Raw genomic sequence first — 21,646 nt, 5'->3', positions numbered from 1 at the left:
ATCGAGCCTGCAAGGCACGTTCCTCCTGAATGGAAGCCTTTCTGCACCGCCTCTTCACGGCTGGGTCGGACTTTCCGATCTGGGTGCGCTACACCTTGACGCTCGGCCTGATCGGCATCGCGTTCTTCGCCCGGGTGATGCTGGACGATCACTTACGCTCCTACCCCGTTCTGCTCTTCATCCCGGCCATCTTCCTGTCATCCGTCCCCTTCGACCGCGGCAGCGGTATCGTGGCCACCGCGGCAGGGGCAGCGCTTGCCGCTGCATACTTCATCCCGGGCCCCCCCATCGTCCGCTGCGATTCCGCTCGTCCTGTTCATCCTCACAGGCATCTGCATCGCTGCCGTTACAGAGCTGCTCAGGAGCACGTTGCACAAGCTCTCCGAGGCGAACCGGTATACCGAGGTCCTGCTGCAGGAGCTAGCGCATAGAACGCGGAACGACCTCGCCACCATAGTCTCCGTCCTTAGGCTTCAGGCCCGCTCGCCGACCGACCCTGCGGTCCAGGCGGCGATTGCCTCAGCGGTAAGCCGGGTGGACGTGGTCGCCAAGGTCCACGACCGTTTGCGAGATACTGCAGACAACAGCCGCATCGAACTCGCAGCCTACGTCGAAGCACTATGTGGAAGCCTCGCCGACTTCCATCGTGGCGTACGCACGATCTCGATAGGCGTCCAGTCCGGCGTTAGCTTCCCGTCGAGGCCTTGGAGCATCTGACTCGCCGTCACTGTGGCCTCATGCCAAGCGGCGTGCTTGTCCGGAAATTCCTCGCCTTCGAGGTCAGGTTCGTAGTGTTTGTGGGTCACGTGGAAGACATAGCGCGGCATATGCCAGTAATGCTGACAGACGAGTGCACGTTCCAGAATAGGCGACGCCTCAAGATCAACCCGGCCCACTACGCTCGCAGACTAGAGGCATCAAACCGAGAAGCCTTACTCCTTGTCCTCAGTCCAAGAGCGCTCGCCACACCGGCACTCGAACATGCGCACGTTCAGGCCGCGCACTGGGTCCATCATCGTGTGAACCAATCGGGGTTGCGCGCCGCATTTGCAGCGCTGATCTTCCCGTGTCTTCGGTCCCGAAAATCTGTCGCTGCTGAAAAAGTTCACGGGAATCACCCTGCCAAAGGCGACTCAATAAGTACCAAAGCGGACAATTGTTCCCGAGCCCAATCGGAATTTACTGCTCGGGAGAGCTAGGCTCCGGCGGACATCTTGGCTCGCTGCGCGGCCATCTTCCGGTGAGCCTTCGCTTGGCTCTCCATCGCCACTTTCAACTTAGGTCAGATTCACCCGCCGCACCCCTAGAACGAGAACAGGCGACGTATGTTCCGTTACCGGGAACCACCGGCAGGATGCCCTCGTTCTTCCCCGGAGGAGCATCGCATGAGCTTAAGAAAGTTGATCGAAGGACTTGGTCCCTACCCGTCGCTCTTCTTGCTGGCTCTACCGGCAGCTACCGTAGAGCCTCTGAAGCTCGTCGCGGCAGCGGTGGCAGGAGAGGGCAATTGGATCACCGGGACTGCGATGATCATTGCGTGCTATGCATTCAGCCTTCTGGTGGTCGAGCGGCTTTTTGCCATTGTGAAGCCAAAGCTGCTCACAATCTCTTGGTTTGCGAAACTCTGGAAAGTGTTCGTCTCGGCTCGGACGCGCGTGTTCGGCGTATTCCGTGTCGGCCGCACCGATGAGACAGTTCTCGATCGGCAGTCGGCTTCGAAATGACCCGAAAGTCGACCTTGCCTAAGCGCCTGCAGCCGATGCTGGCCACGCTCACCGATGCCCCTTTCGACGATCCCCATTGGGTGTTTGAGGACAAGTACGACGGCTTTCGGACGGTCTCCGAGATCCGCGGAGGCAAGGTGGCCTTGTACAGCCGCAACGGCAAGATCATCAGCCATTCGTATGCGGAGGTTGCGCAGGCCCTGGAAGGCGTGAAGGGCGACGCCGTGATCGATGGCGAGCTCGTCGCCCTCGGTAAGGACGGCGTTTCGCACTTCCAATTGCTGCAAAACGCGTTGAGACACGAAGCCAAGCTCCTTTACTGCGTGTTCGATCTTATGTTCGCCGACGGGGAAGACCTTCGGAAGCGTCCTCTGCTCGAGCGCAAGGAAAGGCTGAAGGCCATCCTGCCGCGCGACACGCTGATCGCGTTCAGCCGGCACCGAAAAGTTGAGGGTAAAAAGTTCTTTGCTGAGGCCGAGAAGAAAGGCCTTGAAGGCATCATGGCGAAGCGCGCCGATAGCGCGTATGCATCCGGAGGCCGGACCGCGGATTGGCTGAAGGTGAAGACCGCGCAGCGGCAGGAGGTAGTGATCGCCGGCTTCACGGCGCCGAGGCGAACCCGGCCCTTCTTTGGCGCTCTCGTGCTGGCGGTTCGCGAAGACGGGGCCTGGCGGTACATCGGTCACGTCGGTACCGGCTTCAGCCACCAAGTTCTCAAGGAGGTTCACGGCAAGCTCGTGAGGCTCAAGACTGCCAAGTCGCCCTTTCCTGCCAAGGTGAAGGACGAGTTGGTCACGACCTGGGTGCGTCCTTCGTTGGTTGCGGAAGTGAAGTTCGCGGAGTGGACCAGCAAGGGCGAGCTTCGCCAGCCGGTCTATCTCGGCCTGCGGTCCGACAAGAACGCCAAGGACGTCGTTCGCGAAAAGAACTGGTCGCGAAAATAGCGCCGCCGAGACGAAGCGTACGATGTGTTCAGCCCGCTTCGCGCTCAGCTGCCGAAGGCCATGGCGGGAGGGGCGGCAACCCAAGAGCCTTACGGACTGGTCCGAACGATCGCCGGTGAGCTGCGCATGCGCCAAGCCTTGCGAGCGCCTCATAATGAGCCGGCACCGGGTAGCCCTTGTGATCCGCGAATCCGTAGCTGGGGTGACGCACGTCGAGCGTCCGCATGACCCTGTCGCGCTCGACTTTAGCGAGGATGGAGGCGGCGGCGATGCTGGCGGACTTGGCGTCACCTTTGATGATGGCCTGCTGAGGGATGTCGATTTCCTTCAACCGCTTCGCATCGATCAGCAAGTGCTGCGGCGTCAACCCTAGTCCCCGGACCGCGCGCTGCATAGCCTGGATACCTGCCCAATAGATATTGATCGCGTCGATCTCCTCGACCTCAACGAACGCCACACACCAACTCTCCACCTTCTCCTTGATCTCTTTCGCGAGTTCTTCGCGAGCCGCGGCGTCGAGTTTTTTCGAGTCGTCGATCCCGACTATCCGCGTGCCGGGTTTCAGAATCACGGCGCCAGCGGAGACCGGCCCAGCGAGAGGGCTCATTCCAGCCTCATCCACCCCTGCCACGGCATGGTGGCCGCTTTCCCAAAGAGAGGTCTCGAAGCGGAGCATCTTGCGGAGGCGCTGCCCTTCGGAACGATTTTCAAAGCGGCGTTTATCGATCGAAGCCAGGATCGCCCGCGCTCCCGCACGGGTGTCGGCCCGCAAGATCTGCTCGACGTTGGCCTCGAGCGGTCTTTTCTCGACGACATAGCGCTGACGCAATAGATCGATCGAATATTGGGACATAGCGGCCTTGGTGAGGATTGACTGTGGGAGCGTGTCGTTGAGCTTTATGCCGATTGTCTGAACTAGCTAAACCGCTTCAACATCCGCAACGCGCTTTCACAAGGAACCCGGCCGGCCCTCGCCTGAGATCCGGATTCTGTGCCCCATACAGATCATGTCCACCTCAGACTGGAACCAACCGGTGTCTTGATCCCTTGAGAAAGAGCGGAGCCTCAATCCCCAGGGGGCTTCCGAGGGGGTCCGGTGGCCCGTCGCGCGGTTCAGCTGGTTGAACGAGATCTTCTCGCTTTCGGAGGTGGCCGGATAGAGCGCGACCGGACAGGTCACCAGGGACAGACGCAGGAAGCCTTTCCAGTTGGCACGTGGGGCCATGTTACGCTGAACTCCTTTGAGCGGCCTGGATTCAAGACGAACGACGGCACCCAGTTCCGACGCTCCACCTTGCTGTCTCCGAGATTCATCCGTGTAAGGCGCTGCGCCGCGGAAATCCGAGAGCGCCGCGGAAAGATCGCGTCCAATTCGGCCACGCGAAATTGAGGTGGCTCAAGGCGAACCGGGCCCGCAGGCGTAGAGTTGGTTATGTACCGAGCGGGAGGAGCCCGTGCTCCTCTGCGGTTACGGTTGCGGGGACCCGGACTCCTAGGCACTCCGGGCTCCGCCCTCCGTCCCCCCGCAGACAAGGGGTCCGCCCGAGTGCGGCGCGGTTGGCACGTTCGATGGAACGACGTTCGGATCTGCGGGTTGAGGGGCGAAGGCGTTTGGACAATTTGACAGCGCGATCGGCCTCGACAGCAAGCGCCTATCGAGGCCGAGTTGCGTTCGGGTCTACTTGGCCGGCGGCTTCAGCGGACTGTCCGCCCAGTTGAGGGCGGTGGGATCAAGCAGGATCGTCCTCACAGGCAACGCGCACGTAGCGCGGCGGAACGCCCTCAGGCGGGCTCGCGGCGAGACGCCCATGTCCTCGGCGCTCTTTCCGGAACGCCGAGGCGCTCGTCGTCTGCGCGCTCGGAAGAGTGGCGACGCCTAAAACCCGGTGTAGTAGTCGTTCACCGCCCTCGCCCGTCCCGGGTCGTCCCAATTCCACTCGTTGTCGTTGCCGTAGTGCGGTGCTCCTTGCAGCCTGTCCGCGCTGAGGTTAGTCCGATAGCCGCCGAGGTTCGTATCGTACTTCAGGGACTGCCATGGCAGCGGATAGTGATCGTCACCGATGCCCAGGAAGCCGCCGAAGCCGAGGTCCGCATAAGAGACCTGGCCGCTTACCTTGTCGATCATCACGCGCTCGATCGAGCCGATCTTCTGTCGCCGGCGCCGTACACCGCGGTGCCTTCGACCTTGTCGCTGCCGATGAGCGTACCCGTTTCACGCCGTTCCGTTTCCATCGTCATCCTCCTCTTGGGTCGAGATCGATACCAGACAACGTTGCGCAGCCGAGGCTCGTCCTGACCGGCATTCCGGTCGCGCGAAAAAGGGAACGGACGGCCACCGCGGCAATTGCCCTCGAATGCCCAGGGCCTCCAGCTTTTGTCTCAGCTCCTCGTTCCGAGCTTTACCGGCTTCGTAGTAGCGGATGCAAAACTTCCTGCTGGATGGCCGAATAAAACGCGGTCGTTGGATCGGGCCGGCCTGGCGCAAGCAACCCCTGCGAAGCAAGAGCGGCTTCTGATCGGAACATCGAGCCTCGAGGGCACGTTGCTCCGGGATGGAAGCCTTTCTGCAAAGCCTCATGACGGCGAGGTCGGACTTTCCGATCTGGGTGCGCTATACCTTGACACTCGGTCTGGTGGGCATCGCTTTCATCGCCCGGGTGATGCTGGACGATCAGCTGCGCTCCTACCCTGTTCTGCTGTTCATACCAGCTATATTTCTGTCCGCCGTCCTCTTCAATCGCGGCAGCGGTATCGTGGCCACCGCGGCAGGTGCCGCGCTCGCCGCCGCCTACTTGATGCCGGGGCCCCCATCCTCCGCTGCGATCCCACTCATCCTGTTCATTCTGACGGGCATCTGCATCGCTGCTGTCACCGAGCTCCTCAGGAGCACGCTGCGGAAATTTCCGAAGCCAACCAGTATTCGGAAGTTCTGCTGCAGGAGCTCGCGCATAGAACGCGCAACGACCTCGCCACCATAGTCTCGGTCCTCAGGCTTCAGGCCCGCTCGGCGACCGACCCGGCGGTCCAGACGGCGATCGCTTCAGCGGTGAGCCGGGTGCATGTGGTCGCCAAGGTCCACGACCGTTTGCGCGATACCGCAAACAGCAGCCGAATCGCCCTTGCGCCGTACATCGAAGCTCTATGCGGAAGCCTCGCCGACTTCCATCGTGGCGTACGCACGATCTCGATCGGTGTCCGCTGCGAGAATATCGAGGTGCGGAGCTCGCAAGCGGCTTCGATCGGGCTGATCGTGAATGAATTGGTGACGAACTGCTTCAAGTACGCCTTCCCGGACGGTCGCAGCGGCGCGGTGGAGGTGGACGTGCGCACTAAGGACGACCGCATCCTCGTGACGGTGCAGGACGACGGCGTCGGCTGTCCGACCGAGGTCAGGAGCGGGCTCGGCACGCGGTTGATCAGCCTGTTGGCGTCGCAGATGAAGGGGACGGTAATGAGAAGGCCTCTTCCGGAGGGTTGCGAGGTGCAGGTCTCTCTCGCGCGCGACGCATGAGCGCGGCAGGCGCTGAATTTCGCCGAAGGTATCTGCAACCCCAAACCCGTTCTGGCGTAGAGAGTTTGGAGATCGCGACAGACCATGGCCACCCAATCGCCGAAGATACTCGAAGAACTGCAGCGATACCGAAGGCTGCACGCGGAGGCGACCGACCCGCTTGCCGTGCGGCTGCTGCAGGACATCATCGCTGAGCTTGAGGCAAGCCTGTCCACCGAGCAGCAGGAGACAGGCAAGAAGGCTGACCACGACTAGGCCATGGCCCGGGATCGGCCTCGGCATGCGCTACGAACGTCGTTCCATTTTGGCAAAGCGGGGCCCAATTGGTTGCCCTCACCACCCGAAGCCGCGTTTCTGTCAACGAGAGTGGCCTTGCCCGCCGCGCTCACGATCCTTCAGAGCAGCGGTACTGGCCGCCACCTGCGATACGGGGCACTCCAGGTCGAACGGCTCGCGGTACTGCGCTTGCCACGGACTCATCCTTTCGGCAGGCCTAATTCCTCGACCGCCCGGCCGCAGATTTCGGCGGGATCCTTGAGGCCGGTCTGACCGACCTCGATGATCTTCTTGGCGATCAGTTCGGTCAGAGGATCGTTGCGATCCTGCACGCCGATCCTGCGGAGCGCCTCTTCGTAGGCCCTAGAAAGCCGCGCGATCTCTTCCGGCCCCAGAGGTGAGTTTTGAAGTATCCGATAGATCGCCAACTGTCATCCCCCCGCTCGGGGTAGCTTAGCACCGATGTGCTGTGGGAGCATTGCATCCTCGCGGCTAATTTTAACTTCCGCACCCCTGCAGGCGCCGGCCAGAAGAGCGTCGCCGATGATCCACGCGAAACCTCGTTGCGCGCAAAGGAACGATAGCGCGCGTGCCAAGTTTTCCCGATGCCCCTGCCCCAGGGGCGAACCCCGTACTGGCCCCAGCTCATAGCCCCCTACCCCGCAGAGCTGGGGCCTTCATCTCCGGCAGGGGGTCCTTCGGAAAAGCTTCACGGAAACCGCTCGCTGAGCACTATTCGTCGGCCGCGACAGCGGCGGAACCCTGGCTGGCGAGCAACTTTAGCGCCGTCTCGATCCTCGCGAGAAGCCTGGATTTCGGCCCGCTCGTTCGGACACGAGCAACTGCTCCTTTTTGATTCAGGAGCCTGGCGACAGCAGACATCTCATTCCCGCACAGATGGAACAGACGTCGAAGGGGCCGCCGGAGAGCGGCCCCTTCTTGAGTTCACCAGCTCCGGGTACCGAAGCTGAGCCCGATGCTCGTGCCACCGCCATAGTAGCCGTAGCTTCAGCGCATCACATACCCGTCGTCCCCGCCGTAGTAGCGCTGGACATAGGGGGCCGCGGGTCCGGTAGCAGCGGCCAAACTCGTCACAGACAGCGCATCTGCTCGACGCCGACAGCCCCGGTCGAGGCGATGGCCGCGGGCGCAAGAGGCGCAGCATTCGCGGACGCCGCCATCAGGTTTCGCCGTGAGCGCTCCCTGCACAATGGTCTTCACGTTCTTCTCCTTCCGTTGCGAGATCAATCGATCTCTTCGATGACGCGACGTTCGTGGGGCTCGACGATGTAGGTGCGGCTGTCCCGATTGATGTACCGGTACTCGCGAAGGGTCGGAGCATCCCGATAGACGTCTTCGGGGAACGCCTCGATCTCCACGCCCTCCGGCACGCGCTCGCCGGTCCGGATCTCGGTCCGGACCGAGCTGCCGGTGGTCACGCGCTTCTCGCCCTCGACCGGGCGCGCCTTGGCGTGCTTGCGGATGACTTCGCGATCGCGGTCGGTGAACGTCGTCTTACGCTGCTCCGTCCGCGCCGGCGCAGCGGCGATCGAACGACCGGAGAACGGCAGGACCGTCACGATCTTGTAGGTCGACGGCTCGACGATCACGATCTGGTCCTTCACCAAGACGAAGTCGTAGCCGCGATACTGCGGCACGATCTCGACGACCTCGGCCGGCAGCGGCTGCAGGCGGACATCGCGAGGGACGACGGTGCCCACCGACAAGGAGAAGTTCACGTTGGTAAGCGGCTGCACGTTCAGGTGCGAGATCAACGCGCTGATGCGGGTCCGCTGCTGGTCGTTGATGTTCACCGACGCGTTCACGTTGGTGTTCGACGAACGATCGGGGGCGTTCTGCTGATTGGTCGGCTGCTGGGCCGTGTGGTCGAACCGCTACCCGACGGCGACTGCGCCTGATTGGTACTGGAGGACGGCGGGTTGGCGCTCTGCGTCTGGTTGCTCGTGTTCGACGGAGTGTTGGTCTGCGCCTCGCTGGACGGCGTCGTGTTCTGGCCGGACGGCTGATTGGTCTGGGCCTGGTTGCTGGAGTTGTTCGAGGTCGGCGCCTGCGTAGTGTTGGTCCCGGTACCGGAATTGGACGACTAGCCTGCAGCAGTCTGTCCCGTCGAAGACGGAGACTGCGTCTGGGCGGAATTCGTCGAAGACTGCGCGGATCCTGAAGACGAGCTGGTGGAAGGGATCGACGTCGAGGACCACGGCGACGTTGTCGACGAATCCTGCTGACGCTCGGTGGCCCTTGGATTCGAGCTCGACGTGCTCGGAGAGGACTGCGCGATGGCCGAAGTCGCTAGGGCGACTGCAGCGGTAGTGGCCAAGAATAAACGCTTGTTCATCTGAAACCTCCAAATGTGGACGACGATCAACCATTACCGGCGCGCGCGGTTCCGATTCCGGGAAAACCTGGCAAAGCGTTCTTGTTTCTTCCGGCGTGGAGGATTCCTGCTGTAGCGAAATGGCACGATGGTTTGAGCGGGTGGAAACAACCGGAACTTCGTCTACGAAACCCCGTTGGCAGTGACTACTTACGAACACTGAGGAGGACATCATGAAGAAGTTGATCATGTGCGGCGCGCTCGCCGCCTTCGCCCTTGGCACCCAGGCCGCCAGCGCCGCCGAGTTCTATATCGTGCGCGACGCGTCCACCAAGAAGTGCACCGTCGTCGACACCAAGCCGACGACGACCACCACCACGGTCGTGGGCGACGGCGTCTACAAAACCAAGACGGAAGCCGAGTCCGCCGTGAAGACCACCAAGGTTTGCACCGAGCAGTAAGCGACCATTCGGGGGCCGAAGGAAGCCCGCGAACCTACTGACAGCAATTGGAGGAGAAAATGCCCGTATTGATTCTGTGGGCCGTTCCTGCCGTCCTCGTTGTTGGCGGCGTCGGCTATTTCCTGGTTCATATGCACTGAGCTACTGACTTTCGTACGAACGGCCCGTCCGGCATCCGGATGGGCCGTTTCTGTTTGTGCCCGCGTCATCGAACCTCAAAGAAAAAGGGCCTCCAATGGAGGCCCTCGATCCGAGAACGCTTCGTCCCCTTAGTTGTAGTCTGAGTACTTGAACTGCGGGAGCGCCTTCAACTGCTCCTTGTTGCCGCTCATGACAGCGTGGTCGGGGACCCAATCGTTGGCGTTGCGGGTCGTGGTGTTGGTCGAAGCCGCGCCGGTGGTCTTGTCGCGCGTAGTAGTGGTAGTGGTGCTGGTCGAGCTTGTCCGGACAGGCTCTTCGACGAACTTCAGCTTATCCATGGAGACGGCGATGTCGTGCTCGCCCATTCCCAGGAAGCCGCCGATTCCGATCACCACCGCGTTGATCTTGCCACTCTTGTCGACGAGCAGCTCGTTGATGTCGCCGAGCTTCTCGTTGTTCTCGTTGTAGACGTTCAGGCCCATGAGCTTCGAGGCGCGCCAATTGCCCTTGAATGCCATTTTCGCGTCGGTCGTGTGAGCGGCGGTGGCGGCCGGCGCAGCGCGATCGGCCGGTTGCGTGGATTGGGCGAATGCAGCCCCGCCGATCACGGCAGTGCCAAGCAGAGCGATGGCAAGAATCCTTTTCATAGATCATATCCTCCAGTGGACCAGCATCCGGTCGGATGCCGCCCCCACAACGCCCGGCAGTTCCGCTTGTTCCTGGTAGGAGACGCCGGGGACTAACGCCAAAGGATTCGTCACTTACCCGCTGCGTGAAGCGGGTGTCGCGCTTGGGCGGAGGTCAATTCGCGATACCGAACTTCGTATTCCTTCGCCATGCGACACGCGACGAAGCGCTCCTCGAAGCGGGCGCGCACCTCTCTTCTGTCCAGCCGGACGGCTTTCTTGACCGCCTCGATCGCCTGCGCCTCGCCTTCCACGATGAAGCCGGTGACGCCGTCCTCGACGACCTCCGGCACCGATCCGGAACGGTAGGCGATCACGGGCGTCCCGCACGCCATCGCCTCGATCATGACGAGGCCGAACGGCTCCGGCCAATCGATGGGAAACAGCAAGGCGGCGGCGCCGGCGAGGAAAGGCTGCTTCCGGATTTCGTCCACCTCGCCGATGAGCTGGACCTTCTCGCCGTCGATCTCGGGCTCGAGCTTCTTCTTGAAGTAGGCCGCCTCGGCCCGGGGTATTTTGGCCGCGATCCGGAGCGGCAGCTGGACCGCGTGTGCGATGCGTATCGCGGCTTCCGGCCCCTTCTCCGCGGTCAGCCGCCCGAGAAAAGCCAGATACGACCCGGCTTCGTAGGAGGGACGAAACAGATCCTTCGGCAATCCGTGCTGAATCGTCGCGATCCAGTTGGCGCTCGGAAGCTGACGCCGCTGATTGTCGGAGATGGAGACGAACGGCGCCTTGTGGAAAGTCCGGATCACGTCGGGCAAGCCCGGAAGGTCGAGCCGGCCGTGCATCGTCGTTAGAAACGGCACGCCCGTCCGGCTCAGTACCGGCAGCGGAAGCCAGTCGACATGGGAATGAATGACGTCGAATTCGTGCGCATGTTCGGCGATGGTCTCGATCAGCAGCGAGCAGGCGGCGTTGGCGTCGACACCGCGCCGCCCCAGGCGCAGCGCGCGCGGCCACACCGCGTGAAGCTTGGCTTTCGTACTCGAATCGCCGCTTGCGAACAGAGTGACGTCGTGACCGACGTCGACCAGTTCGTCGACCAGCCAGGCGATCACCCGCTCAGTACCACCGTACAACTTCGGAGGGACGCTTTCGGCCAACGGGGCAAGCTGAGCGATCCGCATCGAGCTAGGCCCCGAACGCGATGCGCAGGCCGATCACGATGGTCGCGGAGATCAGAAACGAAATCGCAAGCAGCGTCCAACCGGGCCTTGTGCTTCCGTTGGCTAGGTGCGCGACGAGCATTCTCATGCTCGTCAACGTTCGTCTCTGGGGAGCCGGTGCAGGTAGGCTAACCCGAAGGTGGCAAGTTCTTCAGTATCGCTCTGTCGCTCTTCCCATCTCCGATGCAGATGGCGCTCCATGAGGCAGCGCCGGCCATCATGAGCGTCGACGTTGGGGTGCCGCGCCCGATACACGGTCCAGGCGGTCTCCGTGGCGTTCTTCAAGACGACGTCTTCGGCCATGCTCACTCTCCGGAGACAAACCCAGTTGTTGCCAACTCAAGGCGCTCCGGAAGGTTTCCGATTTTTCCCGATCCTCAGACGAAGGAGTCAGGACGCCTTGGCACACGCGCGCGCTCGCGCGGCGCGGCGGCGCTGCAGGCGTTGGCTGCGGCCGTCCCTTGTAGAGACGAGAAGTCAGGGCGCGGGTCCTGCGGTCGCGAGATTTTCGACCGGAGCGGCCGGCGTGGTTTGCGGCGCGGAAGGCCTGCTCTCCATGAACTCGAGCACCGTCCGGCCCTTGTCGGTGATCCGCCATCCTCCGTTCAGACGCTCGACCAGCGCCTGCGAAAAGATATCGAGGTCCGGCACGCGTGCGGCGAGGCGCCTGGTTCGCTCGGCCCAGTCCCGCCCGCTCGTCGACAGGATCGCCATGTCGCGCTTGAGGTCCGCCATGACGGCGAATCCATCGGGATAACTCACCAGGATCTTGAGCACCGTGACCTGGAAGTTCACGCCTCGGCGCCCCGCGCTATCGGCACATGGTGGGCGCGTCGTGAAGCGCTTGGCGGCCGACCTGCTTCAGACTCTCTGGTGCGACGTCGCCTTTGGCGGCGGAGCTTCCAGAATTCGCGAGGCGACGCGCGTGCGAGCGCCAGTTTCCGAACGCGAGATTTCCTCGCAAACCTCGTCGAGGACGGCGCGCAGAAGCGCGGTCGTGGCCGGATCGAACATGAGACCCCCCAAAAGCGAGAAATGGAGCTTAGCGCAAAAGCCCGGCGGCGAATTCAACTTTGTTAACGCGACCTCCGGGCGGCTTGCGCAATTCGCGCCGCAGCATTGTGATCGAACTCGTCTCACCCATGAACGTTGGGTTCCAAGCTCGAAGCTTCGAGTGACGCTGCCCCGGCGCCGAGCCTTCCATTGCCCCTCGCCGCCTGGGGCCAGCAGCAACCAATGCCTGTTTTCCCGTTATCGCCGGGGCGTGCGCAATGTGGAAAGGATCCTCGATGAAGAAGATTGCAATGTCGGCGCTGATGGTCGGCGCTCTTGGTCTGGCATCGGTAGCCACGGCGTCTCCCGCCGAAGCTCATAGGCAAGGCGGCTAGGGTGGCTGGGGACCGGGCATCGCCGGCGGCCTGGTTGCGGGCGCCGTCATTGGCGGGCTCGCCTCCTCGGCATATGGCTGGGGGCCGGGCTATGGCTACTACGACGGCCCCGACTACTATGGTGCCGGCTACTATGGCGGTCCTTACGCCTACCACTATGGGTACGACGAGCCCTATCGCTGCGGCGGCGGCTACACCACGACCTACTACACTGCGCCGGTCTCCTACGGGTATCGCTATCGCCGCGTCGTCCGGGCGACCTACGCCTACTACCGCGGGATGTATCCGGTCATTCCCACCACTGGCATCGGCACCGCCGCCACTGGTGAGGCGGACGCACCTGAAGGCGACGAAGGCAGCACCCTGCAGGGAGCGGCCTTTTCCTTTGGGCCACTGTCGAGCTTTCCGCTCACCACCATCCGCCGGTAAACGGGCCGTTCCGCTCGAAGGCGAGATGTCGGTCTGGCGTCCTTTTCTGCAGCTTTGCGGAGCGCTTCGAATGCGGGCGGGCCCCAGCGGAGGCGCGCGCCGACGCTTCTTTCCTGACCTCCACGGAAGGTGCTGCAGGCATGGCGGCCATGTCTTCGCGCACCTGGTACTGCCGTTCTGGAATTGGATCGGCCTGCGCGATCGTCGGCGCATCGGCGCGAGGACGCGTGTCGAACACGATCTTCTCCGGAAGGCTTCTCGTCGACGTAATTCGGATAATGGTCCTGTCCGGATCGGAGGGGCCCGCGCGCTCGACAGGGGGCGGCAGGTATCGGTCCGCAGCGAAGAGCAGCGCCAGCAGCAGCGCGCCGACGAAGACGAAGTATCTGATGATCGGCATGGACGGCCGCTCGCAAGGAAGGAATCAGGAATCGGTGGGCCGGAGCGGACGCAGGCGGGCCGCTTTTGTTTCAGCGACCCGCCCGGAAGGATTCAGTCGATCTCCTGGACGACCGTGCGCGTCGAAGGACCGACCAGCATCACGCGATCGCCGGAGTAGACGTAACGGTACTTGGTGAGCGACGGCCCCCAATCGGCGGGCACGGACTCGAGCTCTACTTCTCGAGGCACGGGCTGCCCGACCACGATCTTCTCGCGGGTCTGCACGGGGCGCACCTTGTGTTCGGTGACGTAGGTGCGGATCTTCGTGCGGTATTCCGGCTCGATCTGCACGGCGGCGGCGTGGCCCGCACCCGCGGGGGGGACGACGGTGGATTGCGCCATCGCGCCCGTCGAGATCAGCGCAGCAGCCGCGCACGTCAGCATCAGCTTCTTCATGAAAATCTCCTGGCCGCAGGCTGCTGCATGCGAGAACCCCTGAATGATGGCAAGGTTCCAGATTCGCGGCAGGAAATTGCCTAATTTTCCCGAGCGCGCTTGCGACTGAAATCAAAAGCGCGCGCGACCGTGAGGACCCTTAGGACGCCGGGGGCGTTAACGGTTCCGTGGCTGAAACAAGCGGAGGATCGGACGTGACGATGAAGGCGGGTGCAAGCAAGAAGCCGATCGAGAATGAAGATCAGGACAGCTTTTTGCAGCGCCTGGGGCCTGGCCTGATCACCGGCGCTTCCGACGACGATCCTTCCGGCATCGGCACCTACAGTCAGGCGGGCGCCCAGCTCGGATTCGGCATCGGCTGGACGATGCTGATCACCTATCCGCTGATGGCGGCGATTCAGGAGATTTCGGGACGCATCGGCCGCGTCACGGGCCACGGCATCGCAGGAAACGTCTGCCGAAATTTTCCCACGCCCGTCATCTGGTCCATAATCGTCCTGCTCTTCGTCGCCAACACGATCAACGTCGCCGCCGACCTCGGAGCGATGGGCGATGCTCTCAAGCTTCTGATCGGCGGACCGGGCACGCTTTACGTCGTGGTCTTCGGCGCCGTTTCGGTGCTCGCGCAGATCTTCTTCAAGTATGAGCGATACGTCTCCATCTTGAAATGGCTGACGTTGGTGCTCTTCGCCTACGTGATCGCGCTTTTTCTCGCAAAGGTGCCGTGGGGCGAGGCACTGAGAGGATTGCTCATTCCCAAGCTCCAATGGGATGGGCCGTTCCTGACAACCTTGGTCGCCATCCTAGGGACGACGATCTCACCCTATCTGTTCATCTGGCAATCTTCTCAGGAAGCGGAGGAGCAGCGGATCGACCCCGATAAGAAGCCGCTCAAGCGCGAGCCCGAGAAGGAGGACGAGGAAATCAAGCGGATCCGGATCGATACCCTCGTCGGCATGGCTGTGTCGAACGTCATCGCCATCGCGATTATCATGACGACGGCAGCAACCTTGCACACATCCGGCAAGACCGACATCGAATCGTCCGCCCAGGCCGCGGAAGCCTTGAGACCCATCGCGGGGGCAATCGCCGAGTTGATCTTCGCACTCGGCATCATCGGGACAGGCCTGCTTGCGATCCCGGTGCTGGCCGGCTCGACCGCCTACGCGATCGGCGAGGGTCGCAAGTGGCCGGTCGGTCTGTCGCGAAAGCCGAAGGAAGCCGTGGCCTTCTACAGCGTCCTCGCACTGTCTGTCGCGCTCGGCGTGGCGCTCAACTTCACGGCGCTCGACCCGATCAAGGCGCTCTATTGGAGCGCCGTCATCAATGGCATATTGGCAGCGCCGATCATGACCGTAATGATGCTCCTGGTGCGGCGGAAATCGGTCATGGGCGACTTGGTGATCTCGGGGCCGGTCTATTGGCTTGGCTGGGTTGCCACCGTAGCGATGTTCCTGTGCATCGTCGGCATGGCTTGCTCAATGACTTGGTCGTAATCCGCATCGACGACTACCCTAGTGAGGTCCGGTGATGTCTTTTTCAGCTCCGGTCAAAGGTTCAGCCGATCTACACCAACGAAGGCTCCTACTCTTATTGGCCCTGGGCTTCATCGTCTTCGGCGGGGCTACGGCCGCCCTCTTCTACGTCCTGCAGCCCAAGGCCCTTAGGATCGCCGTCGGACCCTCAGGAAGCGAAGATCACCAGGTGGTCCAGGCGATGGCCGAAGCGTTCGAGGACGAAAGCAGGACGGTGAGGATCTCGCCGATCACGACCGCAGGAGCGGTCGAATCTTTGGCCTTGATGGGCGTCGGCCAAACCGACTTGGCTGTGGGCCGCAGCGACCTTGCGATGCCGGCCGATGCGCAGACGCTGGCCGTCCTGCGTAAGAATTACGTCGTCCTCTGGTCCCCCTCAGGGCGACCGGGCAAGGACTCCAAGAAGAGGTCAGGCGGCAAGATCGCTGAGATCGCCGAATTGGCGGGGCACAAGATCGGCATTATCGGAAGGACCGGCGCCAATGTCGCACTCCTTCGGACAATTCTAGAGGGCTCGGGCGTGCGGCCCGACAGGGTTGCCACCAACCAATTCGGGACCGAAGAGATCGAAAAGCTCGCGCAGGACAACACGCTGGATGCGTACTTCACCGTAGGCCCCCTCGACAGCAAGATCACGGCCGCGGCCATCGCCGCGACTGCCCGATCGCGAGGAGCTCCGAAGTTTCTTCCGATCGAAGCGGCCGAGGCGATCGCCCTGCGGCACCCCCGCTACGAAGCCGAGGAGGTCCCCGTCAGCGTCTTCAACGCCAACCCGGCTTGGCCCGAGGACAAGATCGACACCATCAGCGTCAGCCATCTCATCCTGGCCAGAAAAGAGCTATCGGAAGCCAAAGCAGCGGCCTTTTATCGTCAGCTTTTCGTCGTACGCGATTCCATCGCGCAACGCGTCCCCGGCGCCGGGCACATCGCGAAGCCAGATACGGAGAAGGAGGTGGAGCCCTCGGTACACCGAGGCGCTGCGGCGGTCATCAACGGGACCGAAAGGACGTTTCTGGACAAGTACAGCGACTATTTCTGGTTCGCCCTGCTTCTTTTTTCCGGGATCGGTTCGGCCGCCGCTTGGCTACGCCGATATCTGAACAGGGACGAACGTGACGACAACACCAGGTACCGCAACCGCATTCTCGCAGTGGCCAGCGAGGTCCGCGATGCCGCATCCGAACAGGATTTGCTGGCATCGCAGCGGGAGGTCGACGCGATCATTGCAGAAACCCTCAAGTGCTACGATGAGGGAGCCATCGAACAGGAGGACATGGCCGCGTTCGGCCTTGTCCTTGAGCTGTTCGATCATGCAGTCGCGGAAAGGCGGGCTGCTCTGGACTCTGATCAAGCGCGTACGCAAGGGCCAGCCCTCGCCTCTCGGCGATAGCACGCCCCTACATGTGGTCGACGACGCCGGAGCCTAAAAGAAGTGGCTAGGGCGCGGCCAAATCCCGATGTAGCGGCCGGTTAGTGACTTCTGGCGACGCTGGATCTCCGCAAGATGGAGCAGATCTGCTTGAGCATCACGCGCGTCAAGGGGAACACCTAATGGCCAGCCCGTCCGCTTCACTTCCTCGATGTCCGGAGGCGGAAATGCGAGCAGGTGAGATTCCATCAATTGGTTGATCGGCTCGCCGTCAATTTTGACTTCGCTGCGCAAACGTTCGATGTCACCGTACACCAGATCGATCATATATGCGGCCGGGCGATCCTCGCGATCGAGCCAGCCAACGGCGGCTGCAAACTGCAGGCCGTCACTGGTGACGTGAGAGGCGAATAGCTCCTGAAAGTATGCGCCAGATTGCGTGACAAAATCGTCAAACGAATAGTTCTTCGCTACCTCAGCGACGAGATAAGCGAAGCTCGCCGGACCCGTTGCCGCAACACAAGCACGCCTACCCGCATGGGCACGGACTTCACAAGCTCGTTTGAACAGTTTTGCTCGCGTCTTTCGAGTAAAGTGGTCCATCGGTTAGGACGGTTACGGTGTCGCTCTGCACGCGCACGTTGATAGCAGTCTCTATGCGATCTCCAACGATCCAATCCGCCAGTCAGAGGCCTCGCCCCTGAGCTGTTACCAGAGTAAGCGGCTCAAACGCTGCAGAGAGTGCTCGTCGTTAGGAACTGGCCGGACCAACGCAACGTTGGCAAGCATGCGCTTCTATTTCGACTATCAGGACACGGCTGGTGCCATCATCGACGACCAGGGAGAAGAGCTTCCGAACTTCGCGGCCGCCCGCGACGCTGCGATGAGATATTTGGCAGAGGCGATACGAAACCACAGTCCTTCCAGCCTGACTGAGAAGCTGTCCATCCTCGTAAGAACGAAAGAGACTCCGATAATGACGGTATCGGCGACGGTTGAGGTAGCCGCGGCCACACCGATCGGGAAAAGTAGAAACCTCTCTTGACGGAGTAGAGTTCCGAGATGCCCCTTTCCCCCGACCCCTCTGGCGAGTTTCAGGAGGCGAACCCGGAAACCGTTCTGTTTGCTATGTTCAATGGCGATGATCGCATCGACTGCAGGGTCGAATGGTCAGCCTTGAGAGACCGCGCCGTTGCCGACTGCACCGACCCCGATAACGTGGTCGCCACATTCCACAAGGATCGGGGGACGATCGAGCAGATCGCAAGCGAACAGTTTGATGCAGGAAAGGAGATGCCGGTTGTGGACACTGAGCATCTGACGCCCGTAAAGGCCTGACCCACAGCGGCTGCTGCGCTATGGCCTTGCTATTGGCGCTTCAGTTTGAATGGAAAGCTAGAAAACTGGCGATTGAAAGTCGTCGTTGGGCAAGGATTCTCCTTTGCAAGGTTGCGTACGGTGGGCGATGTTGTTAGACCGCGCTCCTAACAATTGACGGAGTCGCTGAGTGGCCAAAAAGGCAAAGAAAACTGTCCGGCGCGAGTGGACGAAGGAAGACATCAAGGAACTGAAGGCGCACTCGAAGGCGCGGACGCCCGTCGCGAAGATATCCAAGATGACCAAGCGAACCGAGGGCGCGCTACGTCAGAAGGCTATCGTGTTGGGTATCGGCTTGGGCCATCAGCGGTGATTACGCCCGTCGCCAAATTTCGATGTTGTTTCGACACGAAACTGACGCGATGACATGCAGACTGTTGCGTGGCGAAGTGGGCGGCTCGCGCGTGGAGGTTGAGGGCTCGCTATGCCAGCCCCGGTGGTAGCAGCACCCCGCTTCCGTCGAAACGACGTATTGGCCCGCTTGCGGAAATCCGTGCCTGGCGAGATTTCGCGCCTTACAAGCGGTGCATGTCAGGAGCTCCGCGATATCAATCCGCAATCCATGTGAAGAATGCCGAGCGCCTTGCCCAGCGTAACGGCTACCGTGACCGGACCTGGGAGACGCGCGCCGGCGCGGTCGAGCTGCGCATTCCCAAGCTGCGCAAAGGAAGCTACTTCCCGGGCTTCCTGGAGCCGCGTCGGATGGCCGAAAAGGCGCTCACCGCGGTGGTGCAGGAAGCCTATGTGCAGGGCGTCTCGACCCGATCCGTCGATGATCTGGTCCAGGCTATGGGCATGACTGGCATCTCCAAGAGCCAGGTGAGCCGACTGTGTGCCGAGATCGACGACAACCCGGCGACCTCCAGCTCCATCAATCGCTGGGCGGCAAAGCCAATCATCTCGCGAAGCAGATCGGCGTCTGGGGCCTTCTCCACGAGCGCGCGAAGGTTCATCATCTCGTCGGTCATCGGCGGCCTTGATGCCCTCATGCGCATCGGAGATCACGAGCTTATTTCACCTACACATTTTAACCCGGCAGGCCGCGGTGGCTTGCTACTGCGGCCTTTTTCACGCGGCCGCGCCGATCGACCCACCCACGTCAAAGACACCGTTGTTGGCGTGCTCCAACGCCGAAGGCAAATCACCAGCTTCGGCCGCGACGGTATGGCCAAGATCTGTCACCATATCGGCCACCATCATGCGGATGAGTACTTCGTCCTCCACCAGAAACACCGAAGCCATTGGCTGCCCCCTTCAAGTACTACCGATTGACATTCCTTGCGCTCGCGAGAGCGCGAAGAGCCTCGCTACTAAGCCGGCCCGAAGGCTTTGGCATCCTCCGCCCGCGATTCTCCCAGTCTCGTCCAATCGCGCCTCGTACAGAAACTAAACTGAAGTTCGTGGCGGCCCCAGCATCGGGCCGGGGGGCATGATGATGCTGGGGCCTCCGGACAGGCTCTTGCCTCGTGGGACTGAGGCCGTCACCGGCAACACAAGCGCATGTTGCTTCCTGGGTTCCTTGGGCTGCTCCATATTCCCAGAAGTGTGTCCAAATCCACACACGGCGGGTGACGAAGAGAATTCGGGGGCTATGGCCACGGCCGCCAGCGTGAACAAGTGGCAGTTAGCTGGCGCACAAATAACTACGGCTCCAGGTTGGGCAAACACTGGAGCCGTCATTTCCAATCTTGTGGCCACGAGGTTGGGGACGCGGGGCCAGAAGCGCACCCTAAACGCATCGCCCGAAAAGGTTGGTTCCCACCCACAACCAGTAGGAAAGCGAAAGGCCCACCCAAACCCGCCAATTGAGGCGACCAACGCACGCCTCGTTCCGACAGCTGCTCTTCGGCTTATGCCCTCATTGTTGCAAGCCGCAAAAAAACGGCCCCCGCACATCCTCGGGAGCCGTTGGAGCCTCGACAGTAATGGGGGGCCGTCGAGGTAGCTAATGTCTAGGAAGATTCGGTAATCGGGTCTGTATCCCTTTGGACATAAGCAGCGCGTGTTTTTGCCAAGGAGATTCCATTTGTTGTCGCGGGAACTGGCGGTGCCGGGAAAATTCGGCAAACCGGGGCTGGCTCCATAGTAGATCGATTCACCCGGTTCATTTGACCCGTGCGCGGGCCGCAGCGATTGAGTTCGCTGCGGCCTTCGTCGTCGAGAAGGGCTGGCTCGAATTGCACGAGAGCGGAACTTACGTAAGGCTGCTCAACAAAGACGGAGCGCGGCCTTTCTGAAGCGAGCCATGGGTGCTGTTCTAATTGAGACACCCGCAGATTAAATTTAGGGGCTCTATCATTTGAGACTCCCGAAGTGAATCCCCGGCGCGACGCGATCAAGCGGCGTGCCGCGTTGAGTAACGTGCGTCGGGCGGTCTCGGTGCGTCTCGGTCCTCCAGCCCCGAAGATGCCCGGGATTCGGCGCGAAGTTCACGAAGGTGCTCTGAGCAGACTTGACCAAGCAATTCTGCCACTAGTTGCGACGACAGGTGGCGTTATCGTGCCGGCGCTCATCTACCTGAGCATCAACAACGATCCGGCTAGCGGGCAGGGTTGGGCCGTGCCTGCGACAGACATCGCCTTTTGTCGGAGTTCTCGCGCTGCTTGGACGAAGGGTCCCGGTGAATGTGCGAGTCTTCCTGCTTGCTCTGGCAATCATCGACAACATCATTGCCGCGCTGATCATTGCCGTCTTCTATACCGCCAGCCTTCAGCCGGGCGGCTTCATTCTCGCGTTGCTTGGTGTTGTCGCTGCTTTGGGATTTTGAGCGAATTGGAATTGGTTCGGCGCCTCTTTATATCCTGCCCGGCTCCTTGGTTTGGATTGGATTTATGGTCGCCGGCATTCACCCGACCCTCGCAGGAGTCGTGCTTGGACTGATTACTCCGGCACGACCTATACCGATGCGGGAGCCCTCCCTGGAAGTAGTATCGCGCGTGCTCAAACAGCCGCGAAGCAGCGATGCGGTAAACGCAAGGGATCCGCATGAGTTGGTGAGTTGGAGCAACCGCTGCGAGATCTTCGCGTAGCTCACCGCGAAATATTGCCGCCAGTCTCTCGCGTGCAGATGGCGATCCATCCTTGGGTCGCTTACGGAGTCATGCCGATCTTCGCGCTAGCGAATGCCGGCGTCAGCTTAACGGGCGCCGATCTTTCCGCCGCAGGTCATCTGGTGATGATGGGCACTGCAATTGCTTTGATCGTCGGGAGACCTCTTGGCATTGTCGGCGCGACTTGGGCGGCGGTGCGATTGGGCTGCTGTCGCCTTGCTCCTGGAGTTTCTTGGGGTGGGGTCTGTCTGGTCGGCCTGCTGGCTGGCATCGGTTTTACCATGTCGATCTTCATTTCGATGCTCGCGTTCTCCGACCAAGCGAAACTGGACGTACTCTTCGGCTCGCTAGTAGCTGCCACACTCGGCCTTGGGGGTGCCATCTATATTCGTCAGTGAAGCTGCTCCAATGCAT

Annotated in this window: 22 protein-coding genes and 8 pseudogenes; 14 read left to right on the top strand and 16 right to left on the bottom strand. The window is 61.5% G+C overall.

Annotated elements, in window-relative coordinates; translation table 11 throughout:
• The first annotated feature begins 369 nt into the window (after positions 1-369).
• From AAFG16_RS17080 to ligD, 3 genes are all read left to right on the top strand, one after another.
• Positions 370-717, top strand: coding sequence for a histidine kinase dimerization/phosphoacceptor domain -containing protein (locus tag AAFG16_RS17080; protein ID WP_342739888.1), 348 nt, complete (start codon positions 370-372; stop codon positions 715-717).
• A 668-nt stretch (positions 718-1,385) separates the two neighbouring features.
• A complete protein-coding gene (locus AAFG16_RS17075) occupies positions 1,386-1,724 on the top strand; it encodes a hypothetical protein (protein WP_342739887.1) in 339 nt (112 codons plus the stop codon).
• Positions 1,721-2,668, top strand: a complete 948-nt coding sequence (ligD, locus tag AAFG16_RS17070; RefSeq protein WP_342739886.1) for a non-homologous end-joining DNA ligase — start codon at positions 1,721-1,723, stop codon at positions 2,666-2,668. The genes AAFG16_RS17075 and ligD overlap by 4 nt, the downstream gene beginning before the upstream one ends.
• Positions 2,669-2,696: 28 nt before the next feature.
• Here the strand turns inward: ligD and AAFG16_RS17065 are convergent, their stop codons facing one another.
• The 3 genes and pseudogenes from AAFG16_RS17065 to AAFG16_RS17055 all read right to left on the bottom strand — a co-directional run bounded on the left by AAFG16_RS17065 (position 2,697) and on the right by AAFG16_RS17055 (position 4,900).
• A complete protein-coding gene (locus AAFG16_RS17065; protein WP_342739885.1) occupies positions 2,697-3,521 on the bottom strand; it encodes a ribonuclease HII in 825 nt (274 codons plus the stop codon).
• Positions 3,522-3,764: 243 nt separating this feature from the next.
• A pseudogene (locus AAFG16_RS17060) lies at positions 3,765-3,893 on the bottom strand (Ku protein); the annotation flags it as partial.
• 651 nt (positions 3,894-4,544) lie between these two features.
• A pseudogene (locus AAFG16_RS17055) lies at positions 4,545-4,900 on the bottom strand (PRC-barrel domain-containing protein).
• Positions 4,901-5,220: 320 nt separating this feature from the next.
• Between AAFG16_RS17055 and AAFG16_RS17050 the strand changes: the two are divergent.
• The 3 genes from AAFG16_RS17050 (at position 5,221) to AAFG16_RS17040 (ending at position 6,434) form a co-directional block, all read left to right on the top strand.
• On the top strand, positions 5,221-5,646 hold the full coding sequence (locus AAFG16_RS17050; protein ID WP_342741126.1) for a hypothetical protein: 426 nt from the start codon (positions 5,221-5,223) through the stop codon (positions 5,644-5,646).
• Entirely contained in the window at positions 5,568-6,179 is a 612-nt protein-coding gene (locus AAFG16_RS17045) for a sensor histidine kinase (RefSeq protein ID WP_342740922.1), read from the top strand. The genes AAFG16_RS17050 and AAFG16_RS17045 overlap by 79 nt, the downstream gene beginning before the upstream one ends.
• A gap of 84 nt (positions 6,180-6,263) precedes the next feature.
• Positions 6,264-6,434 (top strand): hypothetical protein, encoded by a 171-nt coding sequence (locus AAFG16_RS17040; protein WP_283085696.1) that lies wholly within the window; start codon positions 6,264-6,266, stop codon positions 6,432-6,434.
• Positions 6,435-6,655: 221 nt separating this feature from the next.
• On the opposite strand, the gene AAFG16_RS17035 is transcribed toward AAFG16_RS17040, so the two are convergent.
• Both AAFG16_RS17035 and AAFG16_RS17030 read right to left on the bottom strand, forming a co-directional pair.
• Complete coding sequence (locus tag AAFG16_RS17035) at positions 6,656-6,883, bottom strand: hypothetical protein (RefSeq protein ID WP_283085695.1); 228 nt, start codon at positions 6,881-6,883, stop codon at positions 6,656-6,658.
• Between the two features lie 816 nt (positions 6,884-7,699).
• Positions 7,700-8,281, bottom strand: a complete 582-nt coding sequence (locus AAFG16_RS17030) for a DUF1236 domain-containing protein (protein ID WP_342739884.1) — start codon at positions 8,279-8,281, stop codon at positions 7,700-7,702.
• A 742-nt stretch (positions 8,282-9,023) separates the two neighbouring features.
• Between AAFG16_RS17030 and AAFG16_RS17025 the strand changes: the two genes are divergently transcribed.
• Positions 9,024-9,251 (top strand): hypothetical protein, encoded by a 228-nt coding sequence (locus AAFG16_RS17025; protein ID WP_342739883.1) that lies wholly within the window; start codon positions 9,024-9,026, stop codon positions 9,249-9,251.
• 269 nt (positions 9,252-9,520) lie between these two features.
• Here AAFG16_RS17025 and AAFG16_RS17020 read toward each other — a convergent pair whose 3' ends face one another.
• From AAFG16_RS17020 to AAFG16_RS16985, 8 genes and pseudogenes are all read right to left on the bottom strand, one after another.
• Positions 9,521-10,039 carry a PRC-barrel domain-containing protein gene (locus AAFG16_RS17020; RefSeq protein ID WP_283085694.1) on the bottom strand — a complete coding sequence of 173 codons (519 nt, stop codon included), beginning with the start codon at positions 10,037-10,039 and terminating at the stop codon, positions 9,521-9,523.
• Between the two features lie 110 nt (positions 10,040-10,149).
• Positions 10,150-11,208 carry a glycosyltransferase family 4 protein gene (locus tag AAFG16_RS17015; RefSeq protein WP_342739882.1) on the bottom strand — a complete coding sequence of 353 codons (1,059 nt, stop codon included), beginning with the start codon at positions 11,206-11,208 and terminating at the stop codon, positions 10,150-10,152.
• Between the two features lie 132 nt (positions 11,209-11,340).
• A complete protein-coding gene (locus AAFG16_RS17010; RefSeq protein ID WP_342739881.1) occupies positions 11,341-11,550 on the bottom strand; it encodes a hypothetical protein in 210 nt (69 codons plus the stop codon).
• An 87-nt stretch (positions 11,551-11,637) separates the two neighbouring features.
• Positions 11,638-12,042 (bottom strand): annotated as a pseudogene (locus AAFG16_RS17005) (hypothetical protein).
• Between the two features lie 16 nt (positions 12,043-12,058).
• Positions 12,059-12,261 (bottom strand): annotated as a pseudogene (locus AAFG16_RS17000) (hypothetical protein).
• A 28-nt stretch (positions 12,262-12,289) separates the two neighbouring features.
• On the bottom strand, positions 12,290-12,598 hold the full coding sequence (locus tag AAFG16_RS16995) for a hypothetical protein (protein WP_342739880.1): 309 nt from the start codon (positions 12,596-12,598) through the stop codon (positions 12,290-12,292).
• A 446-nt stretch (positions 12,599-13,044) separates the two neighbouring features.
• Positions 13,045-13,464: a hypothetical protein gene (locus AAFG16_RS16990; protein WP_342739879.1), complete on the bottom strand. Its 420-nt coding sequence runs from the start codon at positions 13,462-13,464 to the stop codon at positions 13,045-13,047.
• A gap of 92 nt (positions 13,465-13,556) precedes the next feature.
• On the bottom strand, positions 13,557-13,901 hold the full coding sequence (locus AAFG16_RS16985) for a DUF1236 domain-containing protein (protein ID WP_342739878.1): 345 nt from the start codon (positions 13,899-13,901) through the stop codon (positions 13,557-13,559).
• A 200-nt stretch (positions 13,902-14,101) separates the two neighbouring features.
• On the opposite strand from AAFG16_RS16985, the gene AAFG16_RS16980 reads away from it, so the two are divergent.
• Positions 14,102-15,397, top strand: coding sequence for an Nramp family divalent metal transporter (locus tag AAFG16_RS16980; protein ID WP_342740921.1), 1,296 nt, complete (start codon positions 14,102-14,104; stop codon positions 15,395-15,397).
• Positions 15,398-15,431: 34 nt separating this feature from the next.
• Complete coding sequence (locus AAFG16_RS16975; RefSeq protein WP_342739877.1) at positions 15,432-16,826, top strand: TAXI family TRAP transporter solute-binding subunit; 1,395 nt, start codon at positions 15,432-15,434, stop codon at positions 16,824-16,826.
• Positions 16,827-16,859: 33 nt separating this feature from the next.
• Here the strand turns inward: AAFG16_RS16975 and AAFG16_RS16970 are convergent, their stop codons facing one another.
• The gene (locus tag AAFG16_RS16970) at positions 16,860-17,408 is read right to left on the bottom strand and encodes a hypothetical protein (RefSeq protein WP_342739876.1); all 549 of its coding nucleotides are present in this window, start codon (positions 17,406-17,408) and stop codon (positions 16,860-16,862) included.
• A gap of 184 nt (positions 17,409-17,592) precedes the next feature.
• On the opposite strand from AAFG16_RS16970, the gene AAFG16_RS16965 reads away from it, so the two are divergent.
• The 4 genes and pseudogenes from AAFG16_RS16965 to AAFG16_RS16950 form a co-directional block, all read left to right on the top strand.
• On the top strand, positions 17,593-17,850 hold the full coding sequence (locus AAFG16_RS16965) for a hypothetical protein (protein WP_283085686.1): 258 nt from the start codon (positions 17,593-17,595) through the stop codon (positions 17,848-17,850).
• Positions 17,851-17,867: 17 nt separating this feature from the next.
• Positions 17,868-18,143, top strand: coding sequence for a DUF1488 family protein (locus tag AAFG16_RS16960; RefSeq protein WP_342739875.1), 276 nt, complete (start codon positions 17,868-17,870; stop codon positions 18,141-18,143).
• Between the two features lie 169 nt (positions 18,144-18,312).
• Positions 18,313-18,495, top strand: coding sequence for a hypothetical protein (locus AAFG16_RS16955; RefSeq protein ID WP_283085684.1), 183 nt, complete (start codon positions 18,313-18,315; stop codon positions 18,493-18,495).
• Positions 18,496-18,755: 260 nt separating this feature from the next.
• Positions 18,756-19,031, top strand: a pseudogene (locus AAFG16_RS16950) (transposase); the annotation flags it as partial.
• Here AAFG16_RS16950 and AAFG16_RS16945 read toward each other — a convergent pair.
• Positions 19,013-19,150 (bottom strand): annotated as a pseudogene (locus AAFG16_RS16945) (IS256 family transposase); the annotation flags it as partial. The pseudogenes AAFG16_RS16950 and AAFG16_RS16945 overlap by 19 nt on opposite strands.
• 127 nt (positions 19,151-19,277) lie before the next feature.
• Positions 19,278-19,424 (bottom strand): annotated as a pseudogene (locus AAFG16_RS16940) (response regulator); the annotation flags it as partial.
• A 1,173-nt stretch (positions 19,425-20,597) separates the two neighbouring features.
• Between AAFG16_RS16940 and nhaA the strand changes: the two are divergent.
• A pseudogene (gene nhaA, locus AAFG16_RS16935) lies at positions 20,598-21,630 on the top strand (Na+/H+ antiporter NhaA); the annotation flags it as partial.
• Between the last annotated feature and the right edge of the window lie 16 nt (positions 21,631-21,646).

This window comes from Bradyrhizobium sp. B117 (assembly GCF_038969555.1).
Taxonomy (GTDB): Bacteria; Pseudomonadota; Alphaproteobacteria; order Rhizobiales; family Xanthobacteraceae; genus Bradyrhizobium.
This window is presented reverse-complemented; position numbering and strand designations above follow the sequence as displayed.